The organism is Microbacterium sp. 2RAF4 (assembly GCF_052115285.1).
GTDB classification, from domain to species: domain Bacteria; phylum Actinomycetota; class Actinomycetes; order Actinomycetales; family Microbacteriaceae; genus Microbacterium; species Microbacterium oxydans.
Genome location: NZ_JBFRGI010000002.1, coordinates 1,166,664 through 1,189,565, shown reverse-complemented (window position 1 = coordinate 1,189,565; position 22,902 = coordinate 1,166,664). Strand labels below are relative to the sequence as shown.

The window sequence follows — 22,902 nt, the reverse complement described above, 5'->3', positions numbered from 1 at the left end:
GGGAGTGCGTCAGGGCTGGTCGGCTCTGATCCCGAGCAGCTCGAGCGGGTGGGTCAGACGCCACCAGGGACTCGGACCCTCGACATCCGCGGCCAGCACCAGCGGAGTCGTCGTGGTGTTGATCGGTCCTGCCGTGGTCAGCGTGCCCACCGTGTCACCCTGTTCGCGGTCTTCGCCGAGGTCGAAGGCGGTCGCGGCGGTCGCGGTCGCGGTGTTCCAGAGCACCACGTCGGCGTCGGATTCGGTGATGACGTCGACCTGCTCTCCCCACGGAGTCGTGACGCTGCCGACCACGGTGTCCTTCGCGACGGCCGGCGGCTGCGCCTCCAGCGCGGATTCCGCCTCGGCGAACAGGGAACGCGTGAGAGCGAGTCGCTCGTCGTTTCCTGCTTGATTCAGCGCCGCGGCGAACAGATGCACCGTGGTGTCACCGATCACGAGGTCCTTCGCGGTGAGAAGGTTCCAGCCGACCAGGGTGCCGGTCTTGATGCCGACGACACCGGGATCGTCGAGCATGCCGTTCGTGTTCACGACGGTGCCCGCACCCGGGAGGTCGACGGACTTGGTGCCGACGATCTCGGCGAAGACCGGGTTCTGCATCGCACGCTCACCGAGCGCCACCAGGGCCTCGGGCGTGGCCACATTGCGCTCGTCGAAGCCGGAGGGCGTCACCACGGTGATGCCGGTCAGGCCGCGTTCGCGCAACCACACCTCTGCAGCCCTCGCGAACTCGCGCTCGGATCCCCAGATCTCGGTCGCGAGCCGATCGATGTAGTTGTTCGCGGAACCCATGAGCGTCCCCTGCAGCAGCTGGTACTCCGTGAGGACTCCGCCGATGGGCACGTCGAGGGCGGACTGGTCGCTGCGCCGGTAGTCCCAGTACCTCACGCTGTCGGCGCGGGTGAACGAGAACTCGGGGCCCTGCTCCCCGACAGCGAGCGGCATGCGGTCGAGCACCATCAGACTGCTGACGACCTTGGTGATGCTCGCGATGCTCACGGCGTCGGGCACTGAGGCCGCCGTCGTCATGCCCGCGATGCCGACGGCACCCGCACCCTCGTTCGGCCAGGTCACGGCGGCGGCAGCGGCGGGAGTCGTCGCGAACTCGACCGACTGCACCGTCGGCGGCACCTCATGAAGGGGCCAAAGCAGCGTGGTGCCGGCGTAGACGGCGACGAGACCGGCGAGCGTGGCAAGCGGGACCAGGACGCCCGGGCGGGCGATGGCGGGGCGAAGACGCGCACCGCGCAGCAGACCGCTCGATCGCTCGGCCTCCGAGGTGTCGTCGAGAGTGGCCGTGGCGGTGTGCTCGGCGACGGTCGCGGCGTCCACCCAGGTGAGAGCGGTGGCCGTGGTGGTGTCGTCGGCCCATCGGGGCGCGGCTGTCTCCGCGCCGGTGAGATCGGACGCGGTGAGATCGGACGCGGTGAGATCCAGCGCGGCGAGATCCGACGCGGTGAGTTCGTCGGAAGGACCCGGGACCGTGCGGTCGCGAGGGATGAACGGCGGCTTCGTCAGCGCGGGGGTGCCCGGTTCCGGGGCACCCACGGCCTCCGGCGGTACGACGGGCTCCGGGTCCACGACCGTCTCCGGAGCATCCGCTCGAGGCGATGTCTGCTCGGCCGTCAGTACCGATCCGCCCGTCGCGGTGTCGGCGGGGGCGGCGGGGGCAGGGCCGTCGTCGCCGACGACGCCCGTCGCCTCGTCGGCGGGATCTGATGCGGTCACTCGTTTACGGTACCCAATCCCGCGCGTGTTCCGCGGCGCCGAGCCCTGTCGCCGCGGGGGTGTCGCCGACGGTAGGATCGTCAGCACAACCACGGGAGTCCGGCGAGCCGGGCTGAGAGGGAGCGAATCGCGCTTCGACCGTCGAACCTGATCTGGGTCATGCCAGCGCAGGGAGGAGTTCAGATGAGTACGCCCACGTCCGCATCCACGCAGCAGGCATCCGCCGCCGCACAGGATCCGCACCGCACATCGATCTGGCGCTGGCGCGTCGTCGACATCGTCGTGGCCGCCGTCCTCGGCGTCGCGATCGGCCTCGTGTTCTGGGGATGGAACACGATCGGCTACGCCTGGTTCGGTGCGGCCGACGCTCTGACGCCGGGGCTGGGCGGCATCGCCGTCGGCATCTGGCTGCTGGGCGGCGTCGTCGGCGGCCTCGTCATCCGCAAGCCCGGTGCGGCGCTGGTCGTCGAGCTCGTCGCAGCGATCGTGTCGATGCTGATCGGCAACGTGTGGGGCGTCTCGACCGTGCTGTCCGGCATCGTGCAGGGACTCGGCGCGGAGATCATCTTCGCCCTGTTCTTCTACCGGCGCTTCGGGATTGCGGTCGCCGCGCTCGCCGGTGTCGGTGCAGCGGTCGCCGCCTGGGTGTTCGAGCTGTTCTACGGCAGCTCGCCCAACATCCTGAAGTCCGTCGAGTTCAACACGATCTACCTGGTCAGCGTCGTCGTCTCCGGGGCGATCCTGGCGGGTGTCGTCGGTTGGCTGCTGGTGCGCGCGTTGGCGGTCACCGGTGCACTGAACCGCTTCGCCGTCGGGCGAGAGCACGTGCGCGAGGTCTGACCGTGACCATCGCCGCCCCGGCCCGCGTGCAGGCTGCGGGCTGGGGCTGGCGGTACGCCGGTCGGAAGCTCCCCGCTGTCGAGGACGTCTCGTTCACGATCGAACCGGGTGAGCGGGTGCTGCTGCTCGGCGCCTCCGGTGCCGGGAAGTCGACGCTGCTCGCGGGGCTGGCCGGGGTCCTCGGCGGCGACGACGAAGGGGTGCGAACCGGGACGCTCCACATCGACGGCGCCGCCCCGGAATCTCGGCACGGCCAGGTGGGACTCGTCCTGCAGGACCCCGATGCGGGGGTCGTGCTGTCGAAGGTCGGCGACGACGTGGCGTTCGGGTGCGAGAACCTCGGTGTGCCCGCATCCGAGATCCCCGGTCGCGTCGCGGAGGCGCTGGATGCCGTCGGGCTCGACGTGCCGCTGCAGCGCCCCACGAAGGCGCTGTCGGGTGGGCAGAAGCAGCGACTGGTGCTGGCCGGCGTGCTCGCGATGCGCCCCGGGCTGCTGCTGCTCGATGAGCCGACGGCGAACCTCGACCCCGAGGGTGTGCGCGAGGTGCGGGCGAGCGTCGAACGTGCTGTCGCCTCCACCGGTGCGACGCTGATCGTCGTCGAGCACCGCACACCGATCTGGGTCGATCTGATGACGAGGGTCATCGTGCTCGCGGCCGACGGTGGACTGCTCGCCGACGGGGAACCGGCCCAGGTTTTCGCAGCCTACGGCGACGTGCTCGCGGACGCCGGGGTGTGGGTGCCCGACAGAGGGATCGACCTGCCCGTGCTGGAGCAGGTGTCGGCGCCGGACGCGCTCACCGCATCCGGCCTGACGATCGGACGGGAGCATGGAGCGCCGGTGCAGCACGGGCTCGACCTGCGCGTGCCGCGGGCGAACGCGACCGTCATCACCGGGCCGAACGGCGCGGGCAAGTCGACGCTCGCTCTGACCCTCGCCGGTCTCATCCCCGAGCTGGGCGGAGAGGTGCGGTCGGCCCCGGAGCTGGCGGGACGCAAGGGCACGCGCCCCATCCGCTGGACCTCGCGCGAACTGCTCACCCGTATCGGGATGGTGTTCCAGGAGCCGGAGCATCAGTTCCTAGCCCAGACCCTTCGCGACGAGCTCGCGGTCGGTCCGCGGGCACTCGGCTGGGATCAGGCGAAGACGGATGCCGTCGTGGACGGTCTTCTGGAACGCCTGGGCCTCGCCCCGCTCGCCCTCGCCAACCCATTCACGCTCTCCGGCGGGCAGAAGCGGCGACTGTCGGTCGCCACCGTGCTGGCCGGGGCGCCGGAGGTCATCGTGCTCGACGAGCCGACCTTCGGACAGGACCGCCGCGGGTGGATCTCGCTCGTCGCCCTGCTGCAGGAGGAGATCGCACGCGGCCGGTCGATCATCGCGGTCACCCACGACGACGCGGTGATCCGACACCTGGGTGGTCATCGCATCGAAATGGGGTCGCCGTCGTGACGGCGACCGAGACCGCGCGGCCGGTGTGGCTCGACGGTGTGAACCCGGTGACGAAGCTGCTGCTCGCCCTGCTGCTGTCCGTGCCGCTGTTCGCCTCCATCGACATCACGAGCGCGCTGGCCGCGATCTTCCTGCAGCTGCTCTGCCTGCCGTTGACAGGTCTTCGCCTGTCGACGGTGCTGAAGCGGCTGCTGCCGATCGCGATCTTCGCCCCGATAGCCGGGGTGAGCATGCTGCTGTATGCGGAGCCGGCGGGGCGCATCTATTGGACGTTCGGCTTCGCGACGATCAGCGATGACTCCATCACGCTCGCGATCGCGGTGAGTCTGCGAGTGATCGCGCTCGGGCTCCCCACGATCCTGCTGTTCGGCGGCACCGACCCGACCGAGCTCGCCGATGCGCTGGCGCAGGTGGCCAGACTCCCGAGCCGCTTCGTGCTCGGCATCCTCGCCGGCACGCGCATGCTGGGCCTCTTCCTCGACGACTGGCGCACCATGAGCCTGGCCCGTCGCGCGCGCGGTGTGGGCGACCGGGGCGTGCTGCGACGGTTCTTCTCGATGGCGTTCGTGCTGCTCGTGTTCGCGGTGCGGCGCGGCTCGAAGCTGGCGCTCGCGATGGAGGCCAGGGGCTTCGGCTCCGGCATTCCGCGCACCTGGTCGCGTCCCTCCCGGCTGCACCCCCGTGATGCGGTGGCGGTGATCGGCGGAATCGCGATCATGGCGCTCGCGCTCGCCGCCGCCGTGCTCGTCGGGACGTTCCGTTTCGTCTGGAGCTAGCTCGGGTCGAGCTGGAAGTAGTGCTCACGGTGCAGCGCGCACCGCTCGTTGAACAGGCTGGCGCACTGCGGGCACGCCGTCACCGTGAAGTACTCGGCGATCGTGAGCTCGTGCCCGCACGCGCCGCAGAGGATCGCGTTCCTGCCGTGCTGATCTGGCGCCCACTGCTGTGCGGGATGCTCCGCGGTCTCCTCATGGCAGCGGTGGCACGGGTAGTACTCGCCGCAGCAGGCGAAGCGGATCGCGATGATGTCGGTCGGGCCCCCGTAATGCGTGCACCGGGTCATGTCGTCGATCACCGGGCCGAGCACGCGAGGCCGACCAGCGGATGCGACGCTCACATCTCGTTCCAGAGTCGACGGTAGTACTCGAGGCGCTCGCGATCGGGTTCGACGCCGTAGGCCTCGATGAGCGTTTCCTCCCAGCCTTCGCCGAAGTTCCACCGTGTGCTCATCGACGCCACGGCGATGTCGGCCCAGCGGTCGGCGACTCCGAGGGCGGCGAGGTCGACGAAAGCGGCCGGCCGGCCTTCGGCGTCGAGAAGCGTGTTCGGCATGCAGGCGTCGCCGTGGCACACCACCAACCGGTCGATCGGAGGTGCCTGGTGCAGGTCTGCGGGCACGATGGTGCCGCGGTCGGCGGCGTTCGCGATCCGCCACTCGTTGCTCCATTCCCAGGGGCACTCGGCCACGGGCAGGGCGTCATGCAGCATCCTCAGGCCCGCGCCGACCGCTCGCACCGCGGTCTCGGGCTGCGCGGCCCAGCGCGGGTCGACGGCGCTGCTCGCATCGAGTGCGACCGTCACGAGCCACTCGTGGGTGTCGTCCTGCCCCTGCTCGAGCACCTCGGGCACGGGCAGCCAGGTCCGTGCCCACCTCATGCGCTCGGCTTCGTCGCGCATGTTCGCCTCGTCGTCGAGCGGGCCCCACTTGATGTACCGCCCGTCGTCGGTGCGGAAGGTCAGCCCGCCGATCCCGTTGAGCCAGACCGGTACGAGCGCGGCACCGCGCGCGAGCTCACGAACCTTCGTCGGCACGTCGAGGGAAGCGGAGGGAATGCTCATCCGTCCATCCTGCCCGACGGGGACCACACCGGCTCAGCGGTCGTCGCGGAGTCCCTCCAGATAGGCGTTGTAGGCGTCGAGCTCGCTCGTGCCGTGCGCATCCGCGTAGCGGTCGGCGGCGGCGGCACGGGCCGTGTCGTCACGGAACCATCGATGCATGACGTAGACGAGCATCAGCAGGGTCGGGGCTTCGCCGTACGACCATGCCAGGCCGCCTGCTAGCTGCTGGTCTTCGAGGGGATCGACCCCGAGTGCCAGAGTCGGCGCGACGAAGTAGTCGACGAGCATGGTGGTCGCCATCATCAGGAAGACGCCGAAGAACGCGTGCAGGGCCGCCTCGGCGAAGACGTCCAGGGCGCGACCGCCGTGCCCGAGCCGCACCGGGAGGGGATCGGCGCTCAGTACCGGGATGGCGAAGAGGATCCCGACGACGAGGAACCCGGCCTCCAGGGCGAGGTGGCCTCCGGGCTCTGCGAGCACACGGTCGGCGAGACCGGCCAGGTACAGCCCGTAGAACGCGATCAGGTACATCGGCAACGCGATCCACGGGCTCAGGATCCACCGGGCGGTCCGGCTGCGCAGACCGGCATGTGCGACACGCAGGATGACAGCACCGGCCCCGCGGTGCGGTGTCGCCCGCAGAAGGAGCGTCCCCGGCGAACCGAGGACCAGCAGCGGCGGGATCGCGATCATGAGGGTGAGCTGCTGGAACATGAACACCGACATCAGGGCATAGCCGTACACCTCGACCCCGAGGCCCGTGGTGGCTGCGAGCGCGAGGCACCCCAGGAGGAAGACGACGGTTCGCCAGACGGGCCACCGACGGTGCTGCCGCCACAACCGGAGCGCCCCGGCCAGATAGGCGACCGCCAGCACTGCCGCGACCAGGGGCAGGAGGGGGAAGGGTCCCGCGGCCGGAGTGAAGATGATCGGTGTGAGGAAGTCTGACAGGGCCGGCGGCGCAACGGGCATCCAGTCGTTCATCCGGTCGCGTCCTCCCGCGAGCCGTCCGGCCGGTCGATGGTCTGGGTCGTCCGCGCTGCCGCACGCTGGTCGGACAAGAGCCCGACGACGAGGACGACACCCCCGATCGCGAGCGCGACATCGGCGAGGTTCCCGATGAACCAGTTCCCGTAGGCGAGGAAGTCGGTGACGTGACCGCGACCGAATCCGGGAGGTGCGAGCAGACGGTCGAGCACGTTCCCGATGGCACCTCCGAGGATGAAGCCCAACCCCCAGGCCCGCCCCTTCGTGCGCGCGCGAGTCGCGGCGACGAACAGTGCAACCACCGCACCCACCCCCACCATGGTCAGCACCCACGTCGCCCCTGAACCGAACGACAGGATCGCACCGGGGTTGAAGGCGAGCTGCAGGCCGAGCGCATCACCCAGCAGGGGTATCCGCTCCGTCCGGCTGAGCCCGGCGATCGCGGCGACCTTGCTCGCCTGGTCGATGAGCACGACGATGCCGGCGACGACGAAGGCGATCCCGTACCGGGGACTGTTCTCACGCGACATCGGAATCCTCTTTCCCGGCAGGGGGCTCCGCACGGTCGCGCCGACGCCGCGCGCGCCCCGAGACGAGAATGCCGAGCGCTCCGGCAGTGAGAAGGAAACCTATCCCGAAGAGGAAGGCGACGCCGAGGAAGCCGAGATCAGTGCGCTGCACCCGCTGTTCCCCGTTCTGCTGTTCATGCGAGGCGCCGGTGGCGGGAGGGGGAGTAGGGGTCGGAGTGGGAGTGGGGGATGGGGTCGGGGCGGTGGTGGTTGTGCGGCTTTGGGTGTCGACGACACTGCGCTGCTCCCCGGCCGCTGCCGACTCCGCACCGATGAACACGAGCAGGGCGCTGAGAGCGGCTGCAGCGATCGCCGTGCGGACCGGCCGAGAGGCGGTGCCGACCGGCCGGCTCACCGTCCTCGCCTGTCCGGAGCGAGCGGTTCGCCGTCGTTCGATGTGCGTTTCATGGGGTCTCCTTCGAAGGGGTGAGCGTGGGCGTGGCGTCGGATGCCGTCACGAGGGGTCGCGGGATTCCGGGTGGGAGCGGGCGCGATCCGGATGCCGGGGCGTGGCCCCTCGAGGCAGGAAGCCGTGGAGCCGCGCGACACCGGCGGAAGGCGCCGTCCTGATGACGGCGCGTCGACGATCAGGTTCGGGAGAGGCCCAGCTCGATCAGGGAGACCGCGGTCCCGCAGGGGTGCAGGGGAGAAGCCGGATCTGAGCGCAGCGCGCGCGGTGTCTCCCGGAGGGTCGAGAACTGTCCGGGGCGCCGGAGCACGCGAGAAAGCAGGAGCATCGCGGCGAGGCCGCACAGCACCCCGAGAACGCAGAGTACGGCACCGACGAGGGGGCTCGTGCCGGCGATCGGAAGGGCGGCCTGCGTCTGGACCTCGCCCACTTCGGCGCCATCGAATGCGGCGTCGTCGAACGCGGCGGTGTCGTCGAATGCGGCGATGGCCGCGGCGGCGAGTGAGGGGGCTGCGGCGTTCTCCCCGGCATCGCCGTGTGCGGTCACCGCGAATGCGAAGAGGAGCAGGAGCGCCAGGCTCCCGGTGGTAATGAGGCGCATTATCACCGGCCGGTCGACGGTCGCCGTGGATCGGTGGATCCCGGGCGGGCGGCGCATTCTCCGGATCCTACTCCCACGACCTGTCGCGTTCCTTCGAGCGGGGGACGGGAACTAGGCTCGGTCGCGACGCAGTTGCTCAGAGTCGTGGTGAAACCAAGAACCACGTAGGCTGATACTGCGTTCCATCACGGCATGTCGCACGACGGCGTTCGAAGGAGAACATCAGATGCAGATCAGCGGACAGGGTGCACTCATCACCGGCGGAGCCTCCGGGCTCGGACTCGCCACGGCGCGACGACTGGTCGCCGCGGGTGCACACGTGACGATCATCGACCTCGCCTCGTCGAAGGGGGCCGAGGTCGCGGATGAACTCGGCGGCCTGTTCGTCGCCGCCGACGTCACGAGCGCCGACGAGGTGCAGGCGGCCGTCGCCGCCGCACAGTCGGCCGCCTCTCTGCGCGTCGTCGTGAACTGCGCCGGGATCGCCCCTCCTGCCAAGGTGCTCGACCGTGAGGGCAACCCGGCCGTGCTCGCCGACTTCGAACGCGTGATCCGGATCAACCTCGTCGGCACGTTCAACGTCATCTCCCAGGCCTCCGCCGTCATCGCGAAGAACGAGCTGCACGACGAGGAACGCGGTGTCATCGTGAACACGGCGAGCGTGGCCGCGTTCGACGGGCAGATCGGCCAGCCCGCCTACTCCGCGTCCAAGGCTGGCGTGCACGCGATGACCCTCCCGGTGGCGCGCGAGCTCGCCCGCTACGGTATCCGGGTCTGCACGATCGCCCCCGGCATCATGGAGACGCCGATGCTGATGGGCCTGCCGCAGGCGGCCCAGGACTCCCTGGGTCAGCAGGTGCCCTTCCCGTCCCGTCTCGGGCGCCCCGACGAGTACGCCGCACTCGTGCAGCAGATCGTCGAGAACGGCTACCTCAACGGCGAGACCATCCGCCTCGACGGCGCCATCCGCATGGCGCCGCGCTGACCCCGCGGCTGTCCCTCCCCTTCGCGATCGAGAACCCAGGAGAACACATGTCCCTTGCAGGCAAGACCATCCTGATGTCGGGCGGCAGCCGCGGCATCGGCCTCGCGATCGCGCTGCGGGCCGCCGCCGACGGTGCGAACATCGCCATGCTCGCGAAGACCGACACCCCGCATCCGAAGCTCGAGGGCACGATCCACACCGCCGCCGAGCAGATCCGTGCGGCGGGCGGCCAGGCTCTCCCGATCGTGGGGGATGTCCGCGTCGACGACGACATCACCGAAGCGGTCCTGAAGACGCAGGGCGAGTTCGGCGGCATCGACATCGTGATCAACAACGCCAGCGTCATCGACCTCTCCCGCTCGCTCGACCTGAGCGCCAAGAAGTACGACCTGATGCAGGACGTCAACGTGCGGGGGACGTTCATGCTCTCGCGCGCGGCGGTGCCGATCCTGAAGGATGCCGAGAACCCGCACATCCTCTCGCTGTCGCCGCCCCTCAATCCGTCCCCGAAGTGGCTGGGCGCGCACACCGGCTACACCCTCGCGAAGTTCGGCATGACCATGGCGACGCTCGGCCTCGCCGCCGAGTTCGCCCGCGACGGGATCGCCGCCAACACGCTCTGGCCGCGCACCACGATCGCCACCGCCGCGGTGCAGAACCTGCTCGGCGGCGACAAGGTCATGGCGGCGAGCCGCACGCCCGACATCTACGCGGATGCCGCCTACGCCGTGCTGGTCAAGCCCGCCGCTTCGTACACGGGGCAGACCCTCATCGTGGAGGACGTGCTCGAAGCCGATGGTGTCACCGACTTCGCCCGCTACGCCGCGATCCCGGGCACCCCCGACACCGCTCTGTTCCCGGACATCTTCCTCGACTGAGCTTCCCTGCTGAGCTTCCCTGCTGAGCTTCCCTGCCGTCCCACCGCCCCAGAGTCGGACGCCGAAACGGAGACCATCCGCGCTCAGCACCGCGTGTCGGGCGGCGCCGCGCCGCACTGAACCCAGTTCGTCTCCGTTTTGGTTCGCATCCGTTTTGGCGGGAGGCGGGGGTGAGGGCAGGAAGTGGGGGTACGTGGGGTGGGCGCGTGGTGGGTGTGGGTGTGTGTGTGGGTGTGGGTGTGGGTCAGAGCAGCAGGTAGACCGCGCCGAGGATCGTGAGGGCGATCACGATGCGGTCGAACACGCGCTGATTCATGCGGCGGGCGACTCGCAGTCCGAGGAGTGCACCCACGACGACGAGTGGGGCGAGCACAGCGTCCATCAGCAGCACGGGCGTCTCGAACAGCCCGAGCCCCGCGAGGAAGGGGACCTTGATCACGTTGATGATGGCGAAGAACCAGGCGGACGTGCCGAGGAACACCTGCACGGGGGTGCGGGTGGCCAGGAAGTACATCGACATGACCGGGCCTCCGGCGTTGGCGACCATGGTCGTGAAGCCGCCGAGGGTTCCGTAGGCGCCCGCGAGGATGATGCCGCTGGATGGAGGAGCAGCGGTGTCCGCTCTGCTCTGCCGCCATCGTCGCCACAGTGTCACGGCGATCATCAGCAGCAGGATCACGCCGATCGCCCGCCGGACCACCCCGTCGCCGGCGAAGGCGAGGAACGCGAACCCGACCAGCAGGCCCGCGATGACGGCGGGTGCGAGCCGCAGCAGCGTGGGCCAGTGAGCGTGCCGGCGGTAGGCGGTGAGGGCGAACAGGTCGCCGACCATCAGCAGCAGGAGGGTCGCCGCCGTCGAGGTGCGGGCCGGCAGTACGGCGGCGAACAGGGCGATCGCCAGGATGCTTCCGCCCGGCAGCGCCGTCTTCGAGATGCCGATCGTCACGGCGGCCACCGCGAGCGCGGCCCAGGCCCACGGATCGAGCGCGATCACCGTTCGAGCTCGTCGGCGATGGCCTCGTACCCCCGCGCCTCGGCGAGATCGATCGGGAGCACACCGTCCCCGTCGGGGATGCTCGTGTCCGCTCCGCCGTCGATGAGCGCGCGCACGACGTCGACGTAGGTGGATGAACCGTCGCCGAGCACGATCGCCTCGTGCAGCGCCGTCCAGTTCAGGTCGTTGATGTGGTTCGGGTCGACACCGGCCTCCAACAGGATGTCGATGGTCGAGAGGAGTCCGCGTTCGGCGGCGGGGATCAGGGCTGTGCCGCCGAAGCGATTCGTGCTCGTGAGGTCGGCACCGTTGTCGAGCGTCAGCAGGAGGATCTCGTCGTGTCCCCGCGCACCGGCGTAGAGGTAGGCGGAGTCCTGGATGTCGTCTTTGGCGTTCACGTCAGCGCCGGCGTCGATGAGAACGCGCGCCGCGTCGACGTGATCCGCCTTCGTCGCGGCGATCAGTGCGGTCATGCCCCCGGACCCCCGCGCCTCGAGGTCTGCCCCGTCGTCGATCGCCTTTCGGACGGCGGAGGCGTCTCCCGACGCTGCGGCGGCGAGCAGATCCCGAGTGGCATCGGTCATGGCGGACTCCTGGGTCGATGAGCGCGGATCAGGCGCCGACGGAGGCGTGGCCGACGTGCAGCCGGTCGCGGTCAGCAACGCGATCGCGACGGCGCCGATCGACAGCATCCGTCGCGCACCCATGCATCCGGTATACCAAACGATGGGGAGTGCGCGCTGCTCGATCGTGTGGTCTCACTCGCGCGTGGCGCTGAGGGCCGCGGCGAATCGTGCGGCACGCTGCTCGATGTCCGTCCAGTCGGCGTTCTTGATCGATGCGCCGTTCGCCAGGTCTCCACCCGCACCGACCGCGACTGCTCCGGCGGCGAACCAGGCGGCGAGGTTGTCGGGGTTCACTCCGCCGGTGGGCATCAGGGGAGCGTCGGGGAACGGTCCGCGCAGGGCGCCGAGGTACGACGGGCCACCCAGCGATGCGGGGAAGATCTTCACGACGTCGACGCCGAGCTCGAGTGCGCCCATGACCTCGGTCGGGGTCATGGCTCCGGTCATCACGACCCGGCCCGTGTCGAGCATGCTGCGCGTGAGGTGCGGCAGGGTGCCGGGGCTCACGAGGAACTCGGCTCCCGCGGCGGCGGCCTCCTCGGCCTGCGCGGCCGTGGTGACGGTGCCGGCCCCGATGTAGGCGGCGTCGCCGTGGCGGGTGATGAGCTCGCGGATGACGGCGGGGGCGTCGGGAGTGGAGAAGGTCACCTCGATGCCCGTGACGCCGCCCCGGATGATCGCCTCCGAGGCCTCGAGTGCCAGTTCAGGGGAGGGGGCGCGGAGGACGGCGAGGATGCCGGTCGTGCGGGCGCGGTCGAGACGGTCGGGCATGGGGCTCCTTCATCGGGCGGGCCAGTCCATTCTCCTGGGCGCCGCCTGTAATGACAACTCGATCAGGAGGCGTGGGTGTGCGGCCAGGCGTCGATCACGTTCTTGGATTCCTTGAGTCCGAGCCCCGTGTGCTCACGGAGGGTCTTGATCGCCGCGATGGCCGAGCCGCCAGCGACCTGCGCGTCGATCGTCGAGGCCACCGACGGCGGCAGCGAGGCGCGGACCGACGAAGGAGTCGCGGTGATCGACGAATGCGGCGCGGTCGTGTGCGAGACGGCTGCGGGGTGCGGAGCCGTCGTGCTGACCGACCAGTGCTCGATGCGGTCCTTCGCCTCTTTGAGCGAGACGCCGGAGTGATCGCGGTAGATCTTGATGGCGTGGATCTTCTGACCTGCCACCACGAGGCGGTCGACCTCGGCGACGACCTCCGGGGTCAGGGTGGCGCCGGCCGCCGTGGCGGAGGAAGAAGGGGTGGTGTGCGCAGCGGTGGAGAACGACGGAGGATCGGGGAGTTTCGGGCGCATCCCTCGGACGGCCACGGCGAGGAAGGCGACGACCACGATCAGGCCGACGACGATGGCGATGACCCACAGCACGGCATCCATGGGCTCAGTCTAGGGAGGCGGCCACTCGTGCCCGGGGTCTTCCCATCCGCCACCGCGTACCCTGGAAGGTATGACCGAGACTCCCTACACGCGCGAGACGCGCCCCGCAGCACCCGCGTCGTCGCGCTCGGGGGCCGTCCGCGAGACCAAGAAGCCGCAGGTGCGCCCTGCGACCGAGGGCTGGACGCAGCAGAAGGATGCCGAAGGGCGCCCGCTCCTGCAGTTCGCGAGCCCCAAGCGCGGCAAGCCGCCAGTCCACCTCGCCGACCTCACCCCCGCCGAGCGTATCGACAAGGTGAAGGAGCTCGGCCTGCCCGGCTTCCGCGCGAAGCAACTCGCGACGCACTACTTCCGGCACTACACGTCGGACCCCGAGCAGATGACCGACCTCCCCGCAGACACCAGGGAGCAGCTCGTCGCCGGGATGCTGCCGCCGCTGCTCACCGAGGTGCGACGCCTCGAGACCGACCGCGGGGACACGATCAAGTTCCTGTGGCGCCTGCACGACGGGGCCCTGGTCGAATCGGTGCTCATGCGCTACCCCGGCCGCATCACGCTGTGCGTGTCGAGCCAGGCCGGCTGCGGCATGAACTGCCCGTTCTGCGCGACCGGACAGGCGGGACTGACCCGCAACATGTCGACCGCCGAGATCATCGAGCAGATCGTGCGCGCCAACCGGCTGATCGCCGAGGGGGGCCTGGGCGGCAAGAAGGCCGACGACCACAGCATGGAGCGTGTCTCGAACATCGTCTTCATGGGCATGGGTGAGCCGCTCGCCAACTACAAGCGCGTGATGGACGCCGTGCGCACGATGGTCGCCCCGCAGCCCGACGGCCTCGGCATGAGCGCTCGCGGCATCACGGTCTCGACGGTCGGCCTGGTGCCGGCGATCAAGAAGCTCGCCGATGAGGGCATCCCGGTCACCTTCGCCCTCTCGCTGCACGCCCCGGACGACCATCTGCGCGACGAGCTCATCCCGGTGAACTCGCGGTGGAAGGTCGACGAGGCCCTCGACGCGGCCTACGACTACTACGCCAAGACGGGTCGTCGCGTCTCGATCGAGTACGCGCTGATCAAGGACATGAACGACCACGCCTGGCGCGCCGACCTGCTGGCGGACAAGCTCAACCAGCGCGGACGCGGGTGGGTGCACGTCAACCCGATCCCGCTCAACCCGACCCCCGGCTCCATCTGGACGTCGTCGGACAAGGACGTGACGGACGAGTTCGTGCGCAGGCTCAACGACGCCGGCATCCCGACGACCCTCCGTGACACCCGTGGCAAGGAGATCGACGGGGCGTGCGGTCAGCTCGTCGCGACGACCGAGGACGAGGCGGCTTCCGCCGCACTGGCCTGAGGCGCCGAGGCGTTGGCCTGAGGCGCCGAGGCGTTGGCCTGAGGGATGCCGTCGCGGCGTCCGTCAGCGGCGCCGAGTCGTTCGGCGCGGTCTAGCCACCGGGTGATGGTCGCGGGCGGCGCATCCTTGACGCCGAGCATGCGATGGGTGCGCACCGAGCGGATCCCGCAGAAGCGCATCGTTCCGCGGGCGACATGGGTCTGCGCCGGCAGTCCGGTGAACGGCACGAAGTACCAGGGCGTGTCCGCGAGCAGGAGCAGTCTGCCGTGGCGCGCCGGCACCAGCCCGTCGACCAGGCCGAGCTTGTTGTAGCGGTACTCCTGCTGCGGCAGCAGGGCCCTGTCGAAGAAGCCCTTGAGCAGCGCCGGAACGGAGCCCCACCACAGCGGCGTCGCGATGACCACGGTGTCGGCCTGCTGCAGCGCGCGCTTCGCGTCGATGAGGTCGGGTTCGAGGGTCATGCGCTCGCGGTAACCGAAGCGCAGGCTCGGGTCGAAGTCGAGGTCGCGCAGGGCGAGCACGCGTGCGTCACCGTGCCCCGCCGCATAGCGCTGCGCGAGCGACGCGGTCAGGGAGCGGGCATCGGGGTGGCCGTCGATCACGAGAGCGGTCATGGCTGGTTCCTATCTGGACAGTGTCAAGCTGGTGGACACTGTCAAGATAGGAGAGGATGTTGCTCATGTCAAGTTCCAAGGACGGCTACCACCACGGCGATCTCGCCCGTGCGCTCGAGGATGCCGCGATGCAGCTGCTGGAGCGCATGCCCGCAGCCGAGATCAGTCTGCGCGAGGTCGCGCGCGCCGCGAACGTGAGCCACAACGCCCCGTACCACCACTTCTCCGACCGGCTCGGGCTGCTCAAGGCGATCGCCGAACGCAGCATGGCCGACCTCCTCGAACAGGTGCGTACGGCGACCGAGTCCGCGTCGACACCCGAGACCGCACTCACCGCCGGCGGCGGCGCATACATCCGCTTCGCCGTCGAGCACCCGCATGCGTTCGACGCGGTGTACGACCCCACGGTCTGCATCCCCGGCTCGCCCACCGCCACGATGGCGCCGCTGATCGACGGACTCGAAGTCGTGCTCGCCCAGGCAGCCGTCGCCGCGGGCCTCGATCGTCCGACCGACGCCGTGGCGCTGTGGGGGCTGATCCACGGGCTGGGCACCCTCGCCGCCGCCGGCCACTTCACCCTCGACGCGGCGCTCGCGACCTACGCCGCCGCGCTCGACAGGCTGCTCTGACTCCGCTCCGGTCGCGATATGACACCCGAATGGCCGCAGATAGCTGGAATATCGCGACGGGAGCGGCCAACCTGAGAGGCTGCAAAGGACTCTTCCACGTTTTCCACAGGCGATCTTTCGTAGATTGTTCGAATGCCCTATTCCGCCCATCGACCGGGTCGCTACGACTCGCAGGGTCGGATCATCCTCGACAGCGAACCCGACGCCGTCACGGATGACCTCGACTTCCTGCGCGAGTTCGAGCCCACCGGACCCGAAGACGCCGCCCGAGACGCGTCTTCGTCCGAGGCGACCCCGATCGCCGATGCCGTCATCGCAGAAGAGGCCGCAGAGCCCGACCCGGACGCATCCGCCCCTGTGAAGCCCCCGCGTGCACCTCGAGTCCGCCGCCCCCGCAAGAAGCGCGAACCCCGCACTCCCGGCTCGCGCGCTCGCACCCTCGCGATCCTCGGCGGTGCGGAGGGCGAGATCCTCGACCGCGTGCCGGGTGAGACGCCCCGCTTCGTGCAGATGTTCTTCGTGCTCGCCGGCACCGCTCTGGTGTCCGCGATCTCGATGCTGTTCGCCCTGACCACCGGCGTGCAGGCGGCCGTCTGGCTGGCCGTGCCGCTGGCGCTCGTGTGGGCCCTCATCATCTTCAACCTCGACCGCTTCCTCACCTCTACCATGAGCTCGACGAGGAACGTCTGGCGCCTCATCGGGCTCGCCATCCCGCGAGTGATCATGGCTGCGATCATCGGGTTCGTCGTGGCCGAGCCGCTCGTGCTGCAGATCTTCCACAACGACATCGCCCGCGAGGTCGCCTCCACCAACATCACCCAGTCGCAGTCCGACCAGGAGGCGCTGGAGTCCGGTCCGGAGAAGATCGCGCTCGACGCGGCATCCGCCAAGGTCGCCGAGCTCGAGAACCAGGCGGCCACGGGCATCGTCGCGGGAACCGACTCCTCGTCGGCCACCGAGTCGGCGGCTCAGGCCACAGTCGATGACGTCACCGCGAAGATGACGGCTCAGCAGGCCGTGATCGATCAGGCTCGGGTGCTGTACCAGTGCGAGCTGACCGGCGAAGGCGCCGGCACTGTTCCCGGCTGCACCGGCGTCAACGGCGAGGGGGCGAGCTCCGATGCCGCCAAGGCCCAGCTCGCCGAAGCACAGCAGACCTACGACGCGCTCGCCGCGCAGCTGCGCACCGCGAACGAGGAGCTCGCCGCCGCCGGCACCGCGGCCAAGGAGAACACCACCTCGTCCGAGGCGCAGAACCGTGAGCAGGCGAAGTCGCAGCTGCCGACGGCCCGTGACTCCTACGACCAGGCGCTCGCCGCGTACAACGCACGGGCCGATGCCGTGGCGCAGGGCAACGCGGGAGCGGTCGGCCTGCTCAGCCAGATCAGCGGACTGAACCGACTCAGCGAGAAGGAGCCCACCATCCTGTGGGCGCACATCCTGATCGCGGCCCTGTTCTTCATGATCGAGCTGCTGCCGGTGCTGGTGAAGGTGCTCACGAGCTATGGCGACCCGAGTCTCTACGAGAAGGCCGCTGCGATCCGCAAGCAGGTCGCCCTCGATCGGGTGACGGCCGAGGGGTTCCGCGACCGTGCGCAGATCGTGACGGATCAATCCCAGGAGATACAGGCCGAGTCCGGTTCCGGCGAGCCGCAGACGCGCGCGGAACGTCGGGAGGCGGCCGAGGCGCAGGAGCGGGAGCGGGCCGAGAAGCGCGCGCAGGCGCAGACGCTCGAGGAGCAGGAGCAGCTGGTTCGTCCGACGATCGGCTGAGCTGAGCCACGTGGCAGGGCGCTGGTCGGCTGCTGTTCAGAGGAGCTGAGGAATCCGCTCAGGCATCCTCGGCGTGTGCTGTGGCTCGAGTTCGCGGATGCGGATGGTTCGGAGCGCCGGGTCGTCGCGGACGGCGACCGCGATCGAGCGGATCAGCGCCACGGTGGACGGTGTGCGTGCCCAGTGCGCTCCGGTGATCCGCGCCTCGATGCGGGCGAGCGGATGCTGCAGCGTCACATCGTGCTGATGGGCGTCGTCGCTCAGCCACTCCAGGAGCTGCGCAATGGTCCAATCCGAGACGATTGGTCCAGAATCTGACGTTCTGGTGGCGCCGGTCGTGTCCATTGGTCCAGAATCTGGTCTCGTGAGCATGAATCACAGGGCCAATCGTGGGCCAGTGGACCAGGTATCGGCCATTGCTGCGGCACCGAGCGCCTCGCTCGTGCACGCCGGTCAGGTGTCGTCGGCCGCACTCTCGGCGCGACTCGGGCGCTGGACGCAGGGAGACGGCACGCTCGCCGCGCGACTGTCACGACGCATCGAGGCGCTGATCGCGAGCGGAGAGCTGCGTCCGGGCGACCGGCTTCCGGCCGAACGGGCGCTGGCGGTTGCAGGTTCGGTGTCGCGCGGCACCGTGGTCTCCGCCTATGCGGACCTCGCGGAGCGCGGCCTCGTGGACCGTCGGCAGGGGAGCGGCACGCGCGTCACCGGCATGCCCCTGGCCACCACATCGGTGCAGCGTCCTGGCCGAGGTGAGGCCCTGTTCTCGGCGCTCCCCGATGCGATCGACCTACTGCGCACCGTGCCGCAGATCTCGGAGCTGGGCGTGCAGCTCATCACCGACCACCAGCCGCGGCTCGACCTCGCTCTGCTGCCTGAGGCCGATCCGGCTGGCCTCCCCGCGCTGCGGACCCTCATCGCCGACATGTACACCGCGGAGGGGACACCGACCACGCCCGAGCAGATCCTCGTCACGCACGGCGCCCAGCAGGCCATCAGTCTCGTCGTGAACGCCCTCGTGGGGCCGGGCGACGTCGTGCTCGCCGAGGAGATCACCTGGCCGGGAGTCACCGATTCGGTCGGCCTGCGCGGCGGCACGGTGCACGGCGTCCCGATGGGAGCGGATGGCCTCGACGTGGACGCGCTCGAACAGGCGCTCGCCCGGATGCGGCCCGTGCTCGTCGCGCTCAACCCGCACCACCAGAACCCCACCGGGTCACGCCTGTCCGCCGCCGCGCGGCATCGTGTCGCCGTGCTCGCCGCTCAGTACGGGGTGCCCGTCATCGAAGACCGTGTGCTCGCGGGGATCTCCTTCGACGGGGTCGTGCCTCCCACGCTCGCTGCCGAGCGCGCGGATGCGCCGGTCATCGTGGTCGAATCGGTGTCGAAATGGGTGTGGGCGGGGCTGCGTATCGGCTGGCTGCGCGCCGACCCCGTGCTCGTGCGCCGTCTGCGAGGGGCGCGGCAGCTGGCCGATCAGTCCACGAGTGTTCCGGGGCAGCTGCTCGCCCTCGACCTGATCGCGCGCGCCGACGACCTGCGTCGTGCGAACAGCCGCATCCATCAGGAGCGCCTCCGGCTGCTGCAGACCCTCATGGCCGAGCACCTGCCCGAGTGGGCGGTCGAGCCGCCGCGCGGCGGGTTGTCGCTGTGGGTGCGGATCCCGTCCGGTTCCGCTGATGCGCTCGCCCGCGTCGCCGCGACGCACGGCGTCTCGATAGCGGGGAGCGCCGCGTTCGCCGTGTCGGTCTCGCCGGACGACCATATCCGCATCCCGTTCACGGCACCGGACGACGTGTTGGCGGAGGGTGTGCGCCGCCTCGGAGCCGCCTGGCGCGAGTATCGGGAGACTCTCGGGATGGCTTCCTAGGATTCCCGCATGACTCGGACGCAGCGTCGCACTCTCGGGATCTCGATCGTCGGCGTGCTCGCCGTCACGGCCTACGCCGCGCTCGCCGCGGTGCAGATCCTGGTACTCAATCCGCTCGCCGCTGCGCCTGGCCTCACCCTCGAGGAGATCCGCTTCGAGATGTCGGGTGCCGGGGAGAGCCTCATGCTCGGGCAGGTGTTCCTCATCCTCGGCGTCGGTGTCGTCCTGGCGGTGGTGCTGTCGATCGTCGTCGTCGCCACCGGTGTGCACCCGCTGGTGGCGGCGATGTGCTTCCTGGCGCTGCTGATGCTGGGCGTGATCGGCTACTTCGCCGCCTCGTTCGGCGCTGGCATGGGGCTCGCCGATACCTTCGGCATCAGCGGAGCCGACTACTCGCCTTGGGCGCGGCCGCTCTATGCCGTCAGTGCGCTCTCGGCTACGGCGCTCGTCGCCGTCGGCATCGTCACTGCGATGCGCCACCACCCCGCTGCGACCACCGGCTGACGCTTTCCCGACGCATCCGGCCCCGGCATGGTGGGCAGCCAGTAGCGTTGGGTCCATGGTCAACTATCGCTATCTCGGCAACAGCGGTCTCAAGGTCTCGGAGATCACCTACGGCAACTGGGTCACGCACGCCTCGCAGGTCGAGGACGACGCCGCGGTCAAGACCGTGCACGCCGCCCTGGACGCCGGCATCACCACGTTCGACACCGCGGACACCTACGCCAACACGGCGGCCGAGGTCGTGCTCGGCAAAGCGCTGGAGGGTCAGCGCCGCGAAGGGCTGGAGATCTTCACCAAGGTCTACTTCCCGACCGGCCCCAAGGGCCCGAACGACACCGGTCTGAGCCGCAAGCACATCTTCGAGTCGATCAACGGTTCGCTCACGCGTCTCGGCACCGACTACGTCGACCTCTACCAGGCGCACCGCTTCGACTACGAGACCCCGCTCGAGGAGACGTTCCAGGCCTTCGCCGACGTCGTCCGTCAGGGCAAAGCGCTCTACATCGGCGTCTCGGAGTGGACCGCGGAGCAGCTGCGCGAAGGGCACGCGCTGGCGAAGCAGCTCGGCATCCAGCTCATCTCCAACCAGCCGCAGTACTCGATGCTGTGGCGGGTCATCGAGGGCAAGGTCGTCCCGGCGTCTGAGGAGCTCGGCATCTCGCAGATCGTCTGGTCGCCGATGGCGCAGGGTGTGCTGAGCGGAAAGTACCTGCCGGGCCAGCCGGTGCCCGCGGGGTCGCGGGCGACCGATCCGCACAGCGGTGCCGACTTCATCAAGAGCTTCCTGCAGGACGACATCCTCACCGCGGTGCAGCGCCTCAAGCCGATCGCGGAGCAGGCTGGCCTGTCGATGCCGCAGCTCGCGATCGCGTGGGTGCTGCAGAACCCGAACGTGGCGGCGGCCCTCGTCGGCGCCTCCCGTCCGGAGCAGCTCGCCGAGACCGTCAAGGCGTCCGCGACCGGAGCCTCCAGCGGTGGAGTGGTGGGGGTTATTCCTTCACTGCGCCGGCGGTGAGGCCCTGGACGATCCAGCGGCTGGCGAGGGCGAACATGACCATCGTCGGGAGGATCGTCAGCACGGCCGCGGCGCTCATGGAGCCCCAGTCGATGTTGAACGTGGAGATGAAGCCGTTCAGCGCCGATGGCACTGTGCGGTTCGCGTCGGTGTTCATCAGCACGACCGACAGGAACAGCTCGTTCCAGCAGTTCACGAAGTTGAAGATGAACGCCGCGATGATGCCAGGTGTCATGACCGGCACGAGCACCCGGAACAGGGCGCCCAGGCGTGAGCAGCCGTCGATCATCGCCGCCTCCTCCAGCGCATCGGGGACGTTCTCGAAGAAGCCCCGCAGCATCACCGTGGAGAACGGGATGCAGATCGCGATGTAGACGAGGATGAGGCCCGGCTTGGTGTCGACCAGGCCGAGGTCGGTCATCATCGAGTACAGCGGTCCCAGGGCGATGAAAGCCGGGATCATCTGCGTCAACAGGAACGCGATGAGCACCGCCCCCTTGCCGCGGAACTCGAACCGGGCCAGCACGTAGGCGCTGAGCAGCGCGATGAGCGTCGCCACCGCGCCGGCCGACACCGCCACGATGGCCGAGTTCGCCAGGAACGTTCCGAACGAGCTCTTCTCGAACAGGCTCGTGAAGTTGTCCAGCGAGGGCTCGCTCGGCCAGTACTCGATCGGGAAGCGGTTGATCGTGCCAGGCGACTTGAACGCGGTGAGCGTGATCCAGTACAGCGGGAACAGGGTGATGAGCAGCCACAGCCCCAGGCCGACGACACGCACCACACCCCCCACCGTGACGCGGGGCTTGGGACGCGGGGCGGACTTCGGGTCGGGCACCGTGATGCGACGGGTCTCCGTGACCGAGGAGCCGGTCCGGACAGATGAGGTGATGGTCATCGCTGTACCCTTCGCATCGCCATCAGGTAGAACGCGCAGAACACCATGAGGAAGGCCACGACGATGAGCCCGATGGCGCTTGCGATGCCGTAGTTGCCCTGCTGCGTGTAGTTGATCATCCACGTCGTGATGATGTGGGTCTGGTTGGCCGGGCCGCCGTTCGTCATCGCGTAGATGATGTCGGGGAAGTTGAAGATCCAGATCACGCGCAGCAGGATCGTCAGCAGCAGCGTCATCGAGATGTACGGGATGATGATCGAGAACAGCTGCCGCACCTTGCCGGCGCCGTCCAGGCTCGCCGCCTCCAGCATCTCGTCCGGCACCGACTGCAGGGCCGCGAGGATCATGATCGCGAAGAAGGTCACGCCGTACCAGATGTTCGCGACGATCACGGCGAACATCGCGAGCTTCGGGTCGGCCAGCCACGGCAGCGGTGCGTCGATCAGACCCGCCTTCATGAGCAGGTCGTTGACGACGCCGAACTCGGCGTTGAACATCCAGCGGAACAGCATGCCGATGAGGAAGCCGGACACGGCCCACGGGAAGAACACCAGCGCCTGGTAGAGCCCGCGGAAGCGGAACCTCTTACGCAGGGCGAGGGCGATGAGGAAGCCGATCACGAGCTGCGGCACGAGGGAGCCGACGACCCAGAGGACGGAGTTCCACGCCACGGTCGGGAAGGCGGGATCCCGGAAGACGGCGAGGAAGTTGTCGAAGCCGACGAACGGCGTCGACGTGAGGTCCCACAGGTTCCAGTCGTGGAACGCCATGCGGGCGCCCTGCAGCATCGGCCAGTACGTGAACCAGCAGACGAAGACGATCGCCGGCGCGAGGAACGCCAGCAGCGTGAGCGCAGTGCGACCCCGGAAGGGGCGACGACGCGATGCCGGGGAGGCCCCGCCGACTGCGTGATCAGACGCGGTGCCGACGGAGCCCCCTTCACGGATGGTGCGGGCCAC

The 22,902-nt window shown here is 69.4% G+C and carries 26 protein-coding genes and 1 riboswitch; of the genes, 11 read left to right on the top strand and 15 right to left on the bottom strand.

The window, feature by feature from the left end:
- Positions 1 to 9: 9 nt before the first annotated feature.
- Positions 10 to 1,728, bottom strand: coding sequence for a D-alanyl-D-alanine carboxypeptidase family protein (locus tag AB4070_RS10250; protein ID WP_441979998.1), 1,719 nt, complete (start codon positions 1,726 to 1,728; stop codon positions 10 to 12).
- An 81-nt stretch (positions 1,729 to 1,809) separates the two neighbouring features.
- Positions 1,810 to 1,919: riboswitch (TPP riboswitch) on the top strand.
- Here AB4070_RS10250 and AB4070_RS10245 point away from each other — a divergent pair.
- The 3 genes from AB4070_RS10245 to AB4070_RS10235 all read left to right on the top strand — a co-directional run bounded on the left by AB4070_RS10245 (position 1,912) and on the right by AB4070_RS10235 (position 4,798).
- Positions 1,912 to 2,568, top strand: coding sequence for an ECF transporter S component (locus AB4070_RS10245; RefSeq protein WP_046747499.1), 657 nt, complete (start codon positions 1,912 to 1,914; stop codon positions 2,566 to 2,568). (Overlaps the previous riboswitch by 8 nt.)
- Before the next feature lie 2 nt (positions 2,569 to 2,570).
- Entirely contained in the window at positions 2,571 to 4,022 is a 1,452-nt protein-coding gene (locus tag AB4070_RS10240) for an ABC transporter ATP-binding protein (RefSeq protein ID WP_441979997.1), read from the top strand.
- Positions 4,019 to 4,798 carry an energy-coupling factor transporter transmembrane component T family protein gene (locus AB4070_RS10235; protein ID WP_441979996.1) on the top strand — a complete coding sequence of 260 codons (780 nt, stop codon included), beginning with the start codon at positions 4,019 to 4,021 and terminating at the stop codon, positions 4,796 to 4,798. The genes AB4070_RS10240 and AB4070_RS10235 overlap by 4 nt, the downstream gene beginning before the upstream one ends.
- Here AB4070_RS10235 and AB4070_RS10230 read toward each other — a convergent pair.
- The 6 genes from AB4070_RS10230 to AB4070_RS10205 form a co-directional block, all read right to left on the bottom strand.
- Positions 4,795 to 5,139 (bottom strand): CHY zinc finger protein, encoded by a 345-nt coding sequence (locus AB4070_RS10230; RefSeq protein WP_441979995.1) that lies wholly within the window; start codon positions 5,137 to 5,139, stop codon positions 4,795 to 4,797. The two genes, AB4070_RS10235 and AB4070_RS10230, sit on opposite strands and share 4 nt — an antisense overlap.
- Positions 5,136 to 5,861 (bottom strand): phosphotransferase, encoded by a 726-nt coding sequence (locus AB4070_RS10225; RefSeq protein WP_441979994.1) that lies wholly within the window; start codon positions 5,859 to 5,861, stop codon positions 5,136 to 5,138. Before AB4070_RS10225 ends, AB4070_RS10230 begins: the two co-directional genes overlap by 4 nt.
- 33 nt (positions 5,862 to 5,894) lie before the next feature.
- Positions 5,895 to 6,845 carry a cytochrome c oxidase assembly protein gene (locus AB4070_RS10220; protein WP_441979993.1) on the bottom strand — a complete coding sequence of 317 codons (951 nt, stop codon included), beginning with the start codon at positions 6,843 to 6,845 and terminating at the stop codon, positions 5,895 to 5,897.
- Entirely contained in the window at positions 6,842 to 7,378 is a 537-nt protein-coding gene (locus AB4070_RS10215) for a signal peptidase II (protein WP_441979992.1), read from the bottom strand. The genes AB4070_RS10220 and AB4070_RS10215 overlap by 4 nt, the downstream gene beginning before the upstream one ends.
- Positions 7,368 to 7,772, bottom strand: coding sequence for a hypothetical protein (locus AB4070_RS10210; protein WP_441979991.1), 405 nt, complete (start codon positions 7,770 to 7,772; stop codon positions 7,368 to 7,370). Before AB4070_RS10210 ends, AB4070_RS10215 begins: the two co-directional genes overlap by 11 nt.
- Before the next feature lie 232 nt (positions 7,773 to 8,004).
- Complete coding sequence (locus AB4070_RS10205) at positions 8,005 to 8,484, bottom strand: hypothetical protein (RefSeq protein WP_441979990.1); 480 nt, start codon at positions 8,482 to 8,484, stop codon at positions 8,005 to 8,007.
- Positions 8,485 to 8,653: 169 nt separating this feature from the next.
- On the opposite strand from AB4070_RS10205, the gene AB4070_RS10200 reads away from it, so the two are divergent.
- Positions 8,654 to 9,412, top strand: a complete 759-nt coding sequence (locus AB4070_RS10200; protein WP_441979989.1) for an SDR family NAD(P)-dependent oxidoreductase — start codon at positions 8,654 to 8,656, stop codon at positions 9,410 to 9,412.
- A gap of 47 nt (positions 9,413 to 9,459) precedes the next feature.
- Positions 9,460 to 10,290, top strand: a complete 831-nt coding sequence (locus AB4070_RS10195; RefSeq protein WP_441979988.1) for an SDR family oxidoreductase — start codon at positions 9,460 to 9,462, stop codon at positions 10,288 to 10,290.
- Between the two features lie 244 nt (positions 10,291 to 10,534).
- Here AB4070_RS10195 and AB4070_RS10190 read toward each other — a convergent pair whose 3' ends face one another.
- From AB4070_RS10190 to AB4070_RS10175, 4 genes are all read right to left on the bottom strand, one after another.
- On the bottom strand, positions 10,535 to 11,284 hold the full coding sequence (locus AB4070_RS10190; protein WP_441979987.1) for a sulfite exporter TauE/SafE family protein: 750 nt from the start codon (positions 11,282 to 11,284) through the stop codon (positions 10,535 to 10,537).
- Positions 11,281 to 11,991 (bottom strand): ankyrin repeat domain-containing protein, encoded by a 711-nt coding sequence (locus AB4070_RS10185; protein WP_441979986.1) that lies wholly within the window; start codon positions 11,989 to 11,991, stop codon positions 11,281 to 11,283. The genes AB4070_RS10190 and AB4070_RS10185 overlap by 4 nt, the downstream gene beginning before the upstream one ends.
- Positions 11,992 to 12,042: 51 nt before the next feature.
- Positions 12,043 to 12,681 (bottom strand): bifunctional 4-hydroxy-2-oxoglutarate aldolase/2-dehydro-3-deoxy-phosphogluconate aldolase, encoded by a 639-nt coding sequence (locus tag AB4070_RS10180; protein WP_441979985.1) that lies wholly within the window; start codon positions 12,679 to 12,681, stop codon positions 12,043 to 12,045.
- A 62-nt stretch (positions 12,682 to 12,743) separates the two neighbouring features.
- Positions 12,744 to 13,286 carry a ribosomal protein L7/L12 gene (locus AB4070_RS10175; protein ID WP_441979984.1) on the bottom strand — a complete coding sequence of 181 codons (543 nt, stop codon included), beginning with the start codon at positions 13,284 to 13,286 and terminating at the stop codon, positions 12,744 to 12,746.
- Positions 13,287 to 13,356: 70 nt separating this feature from the next.
- Here AB4070_RS10175 and rlmN point away from each other — a divergent pair, with 70 nt between their 5' ends.
- Positions 13,357 to 14,643: a 23S rRNA (adenine(2503)-C(2))-methyltransferase RlmN gene (gene rlmN, locus AB4070_RS10170; protein ID WP_441979983.1), complete on the top strand. Its 1,287-nt coding sequence runs from the start codon at positions 13,357 to 13,359 to the stop codon at positions 14,641 to 14,643.
- On the opposite strand, the gene AB4070_RS10165 is transcribed toward rlmN, so the two are convergent.
- Positions 14,592 to 15,257, bottom strand: coding sequence for an NAD(P)H-dependent oxidoreductase (locus AB4070_RS10165; RefSeq protein ID WP_441979982.1), 666 nt, complete (start codon positions 15,255 to 15,257; stop codon positions 14,592 to 14,594). The genes rlmN and AB4070_RS10165 overlap by 52 nt on opposite strands.
- A 65-nt stretch (positions 15,258 to 15,322) precedes the next feature.
- Here AB4070_RS10165 and AB4070_RS10160 point away from each other — a divergent pair, with 65 nt between their 5' ends.
- Positions 15,323 to 15,886, top strand: coding sequence for a TetR/AcrR family transcriptional regulator (locus tag AB4070_RS10160; protein ID WP_441979981.1), 564 nt, complete (start codon positions 15,323 to 15,325; stop codon positions 15,884 to 15,886).
- A 132-nt stretch (positions 15,887 to 16,018) separates the two neighbouring features.
- Positions 16,019 to 17,659 (top strand): DUF4407 domain-containing protein, encoded by a 1,641-nt coding sequence (locus tag AB4070_RS10155; RefSeq protein ID WP_441979980.1) that lies wholly within the window; start codon positions 16,019 to 16,021, stop codon positions 17,657 to 17,659.
- 36 nt (positions 17,660 to 17,695) lie between these two features.
- On the opposite strand, the gene AB4070_RS10150 is transcribed toward AB4070_RS10155, so the two are convergent.
- A complete protein-coding gene (locus AB4070_RS10150; protein ID WP_441979979.1) occupies positions 17,696 to 18,004 on the bottom strand; it encodes a hypothetical protein in 309 nt (102 codons plus the stop codon).
- Positions 18,005 to 18,056: 52 nt separating this feature from the next.
- On the opposite strand from AB4070_RS10150, the gene yczR reads away from it, so the two are divergent.
- From yczR to AB4070_RS10135, 3 genes are read left to right on the top strand one after another with little or no spacing between them, the layout of a single operon-like run.
- A complete protein-coding gene (gene yczR, locus AB4070_RS10145; RefSeq protein ID WP_441979978.1) occupies positions 18,057 to 19,529 on the top strand; it encodes a MocR-like transcription factor YczR in 1,473 nt (490 codons plus the stop codon).
- A gap of 9 nt (positions 19,530 to 19,538) precedes the next feature.
- On the top strand, positions 19,539 to 20,033 hold the full coding sequence (locus AB4070_RS10140) for a hypothetical protein (protein ID WP_441979977.1): 495 nt from the start codon (positions 19,539 to 19,541) through the stop codon (positions 20,031 to 20,033).
- 55 nt (positions 20,034 to 20,088) lie between these two features.
- A complete protein-coding gene (locus tag AB4070_RS10135) occupies positions 20,089 to 21,048 on the top strand; it encodes an aldo/keto reductase family protein (RefSeq protein WP_441979976.1) in 960 nt (319 codons plus the stop codon).
- On the opposite strand, the gene AB4070_RS10130 is transcribed toward AB4070_RS10135, so the two are convergent.
- Both AB4070_RS10130 and AB4070_RS10125 read right to left on the bottom strand, forming a co-directional pair.
- Positions 21,023 to 21,943, bottom strand: a complete 921-nt coding sequence (locus AB4070_RS10130; protein ID WP_225855712.1) for a carbohydrate ABC transporter permease — start codon at positions 21,941 to 21,943, stop codon at positions 21,023 to 21,025. The two genes, AB4070_RS10135 and AB4070_RS10130, sit on opposite strands and share 26 nt — an antisense overlap.
- Positions 21,940 to 22,902 (bottom strand): carbohydrate ABC transporter permease, encoded by a 963-nt coding sequence (locus tag AB4070_RS10125; protein ID WP_151458564.1) that lies wholly within the window; start codon positions 22,900 to 22,902, stop codon positions 21,940 to 21,942. Before AB4070_RS10125 ends, AB4070_RS10130 begins: the two co-directional genes overlap by 4 nt.

Excerpts from the sequence above, each read along its gene's own strand:
- AB4070_RS10245 (WP_046747499.1), top strand. The coding sequence starts at position 1,912 with ATGAGTACGCCCACGTCCGCATCCACGCAGCAGGCATCCGCCGCCGCA.
- AB4070_RS10225 (WP_441979994.1), bottom strand. The coding sequence starts at position 5,861 with ATGAGCATTCCCTCCGCTTCCCTCGACGTGCCGACGAAGGTTCGTGAG.
- AB4070_RS10220 (WP_441979993.1), bottom strand. The coding sequence starts at position 6,845 with ATGAACGACTGGATGCCCGTTGCGCCGCCGGCCCTGTCAGACTTCCTC.
- AB4070_RS10215 (WP_441979992.1), bottom strand. The coding sequence starts at position 7,378 with ATGTCGCGTGAGAACAGTCCCCGGTACGGGATCGCCTTCGTCGTCGCC.
- AB4070_RS10205 (WP_441979990.1), bottom strand. The coding sequence starts at position 8,484 with ATGCGCCGCCCGCCCGGGATCCACCGATCCACGGCGACCGTCGACCGG.
- AB4070_RS10200 (WP_441979989.1), top strand. The coding sequence starts at position 8,654 with ATGCAGATCAGCGGACAGGGTGCACTCATCACCGGCGGAGCCTCCGGG.
- AB4070_RS10195 (WP_441979988.1), top strand. The coding sequence starts at position 9,460 with ATGTCCCTTGCAGGCAAGACCATCCTGATGTCGGGCGGCAGCCGCGGC.
- AB4070_RS10185 (WP_441979986.1), bottom strand. The coding sequence starts at position 11,991 with ATGGGTGCGCGACGGATGCTGTCGATCGGCGCCGTCGCGATCGCGTTG.
- AB4070_RS10180 (WP_441979985.1), bottom strand. The coding sequence starts at position 12,681 with ATGCCCGACCGTCTCGACCGCGCCCGCACGACCGGCATCCTCGCCGTC.
- AB4070_RS10175 (WP_441979984.1), bottom strand. The coding sequence starts at position 13,286 with ATGGATGCCGTGCTGTGGGTCATCGCCATCGTCGTCGGCCTGATCGTG.
- rlmN (WP_441979983.1), top strand. The coding sequence starts at position 13,357 with ATGACCGAGACTCCCTACACGCGCGAGACGCGCCCCGCAGCACCCGCG.
- AB4070_RS10165 (WP_441979982.1), bottom strand. The coding sequence starts at position 15,257 with ATGACCGCTCTCGTGATCGACGGCCACCCCGATGCCCGCTCCCTGACC.
- AB4070_RS10160 (WP_441979981.1), top strand. The coding sequence starts at position 15,323 with ATGTCAAGTTCCAAGGACGGCTACCACCACGGCGATCTCGCCCGTGCG.
- AB4070_RS10155 (WP_441979980.1), top strand. The coding sequence starts at position 16,019 with ATGCCCTATTCCGCCCATCGACCGGGTCGCTACGACTCGCAGGGTCGG.
- AB4070_RS10150 (WP_441979979.1), bottom strand. The coding sequence starts at position 18,004 with ATGGACACGACCGGCGCCACCAGAACGTCAGATTCTGGACCAATCGTC.
- AB4070_RS10140 (WP_441979977.1), top strand. The coding sequence starts at position 19,539 with ATGACTCGGACGCAGCGTCGCACTCTCGGGATCTCGATCGTCGGCGTG.
- AB4070_RS10135 (WP_441979976.1), top strand. The coding sequence starts at position 20,089 with ATGGTCAACTATCGCTATCTCGGCAACAGCGGTCTCAAGGTCTCGGAG.
- AB4070_RS10130 (WP_225855712.1), bottom strand. The coding sequence starts at position 21,943 with ATGACCATCACCTCATCTGTCCGGACCGGCTCCTCGGTCACGGAGACC.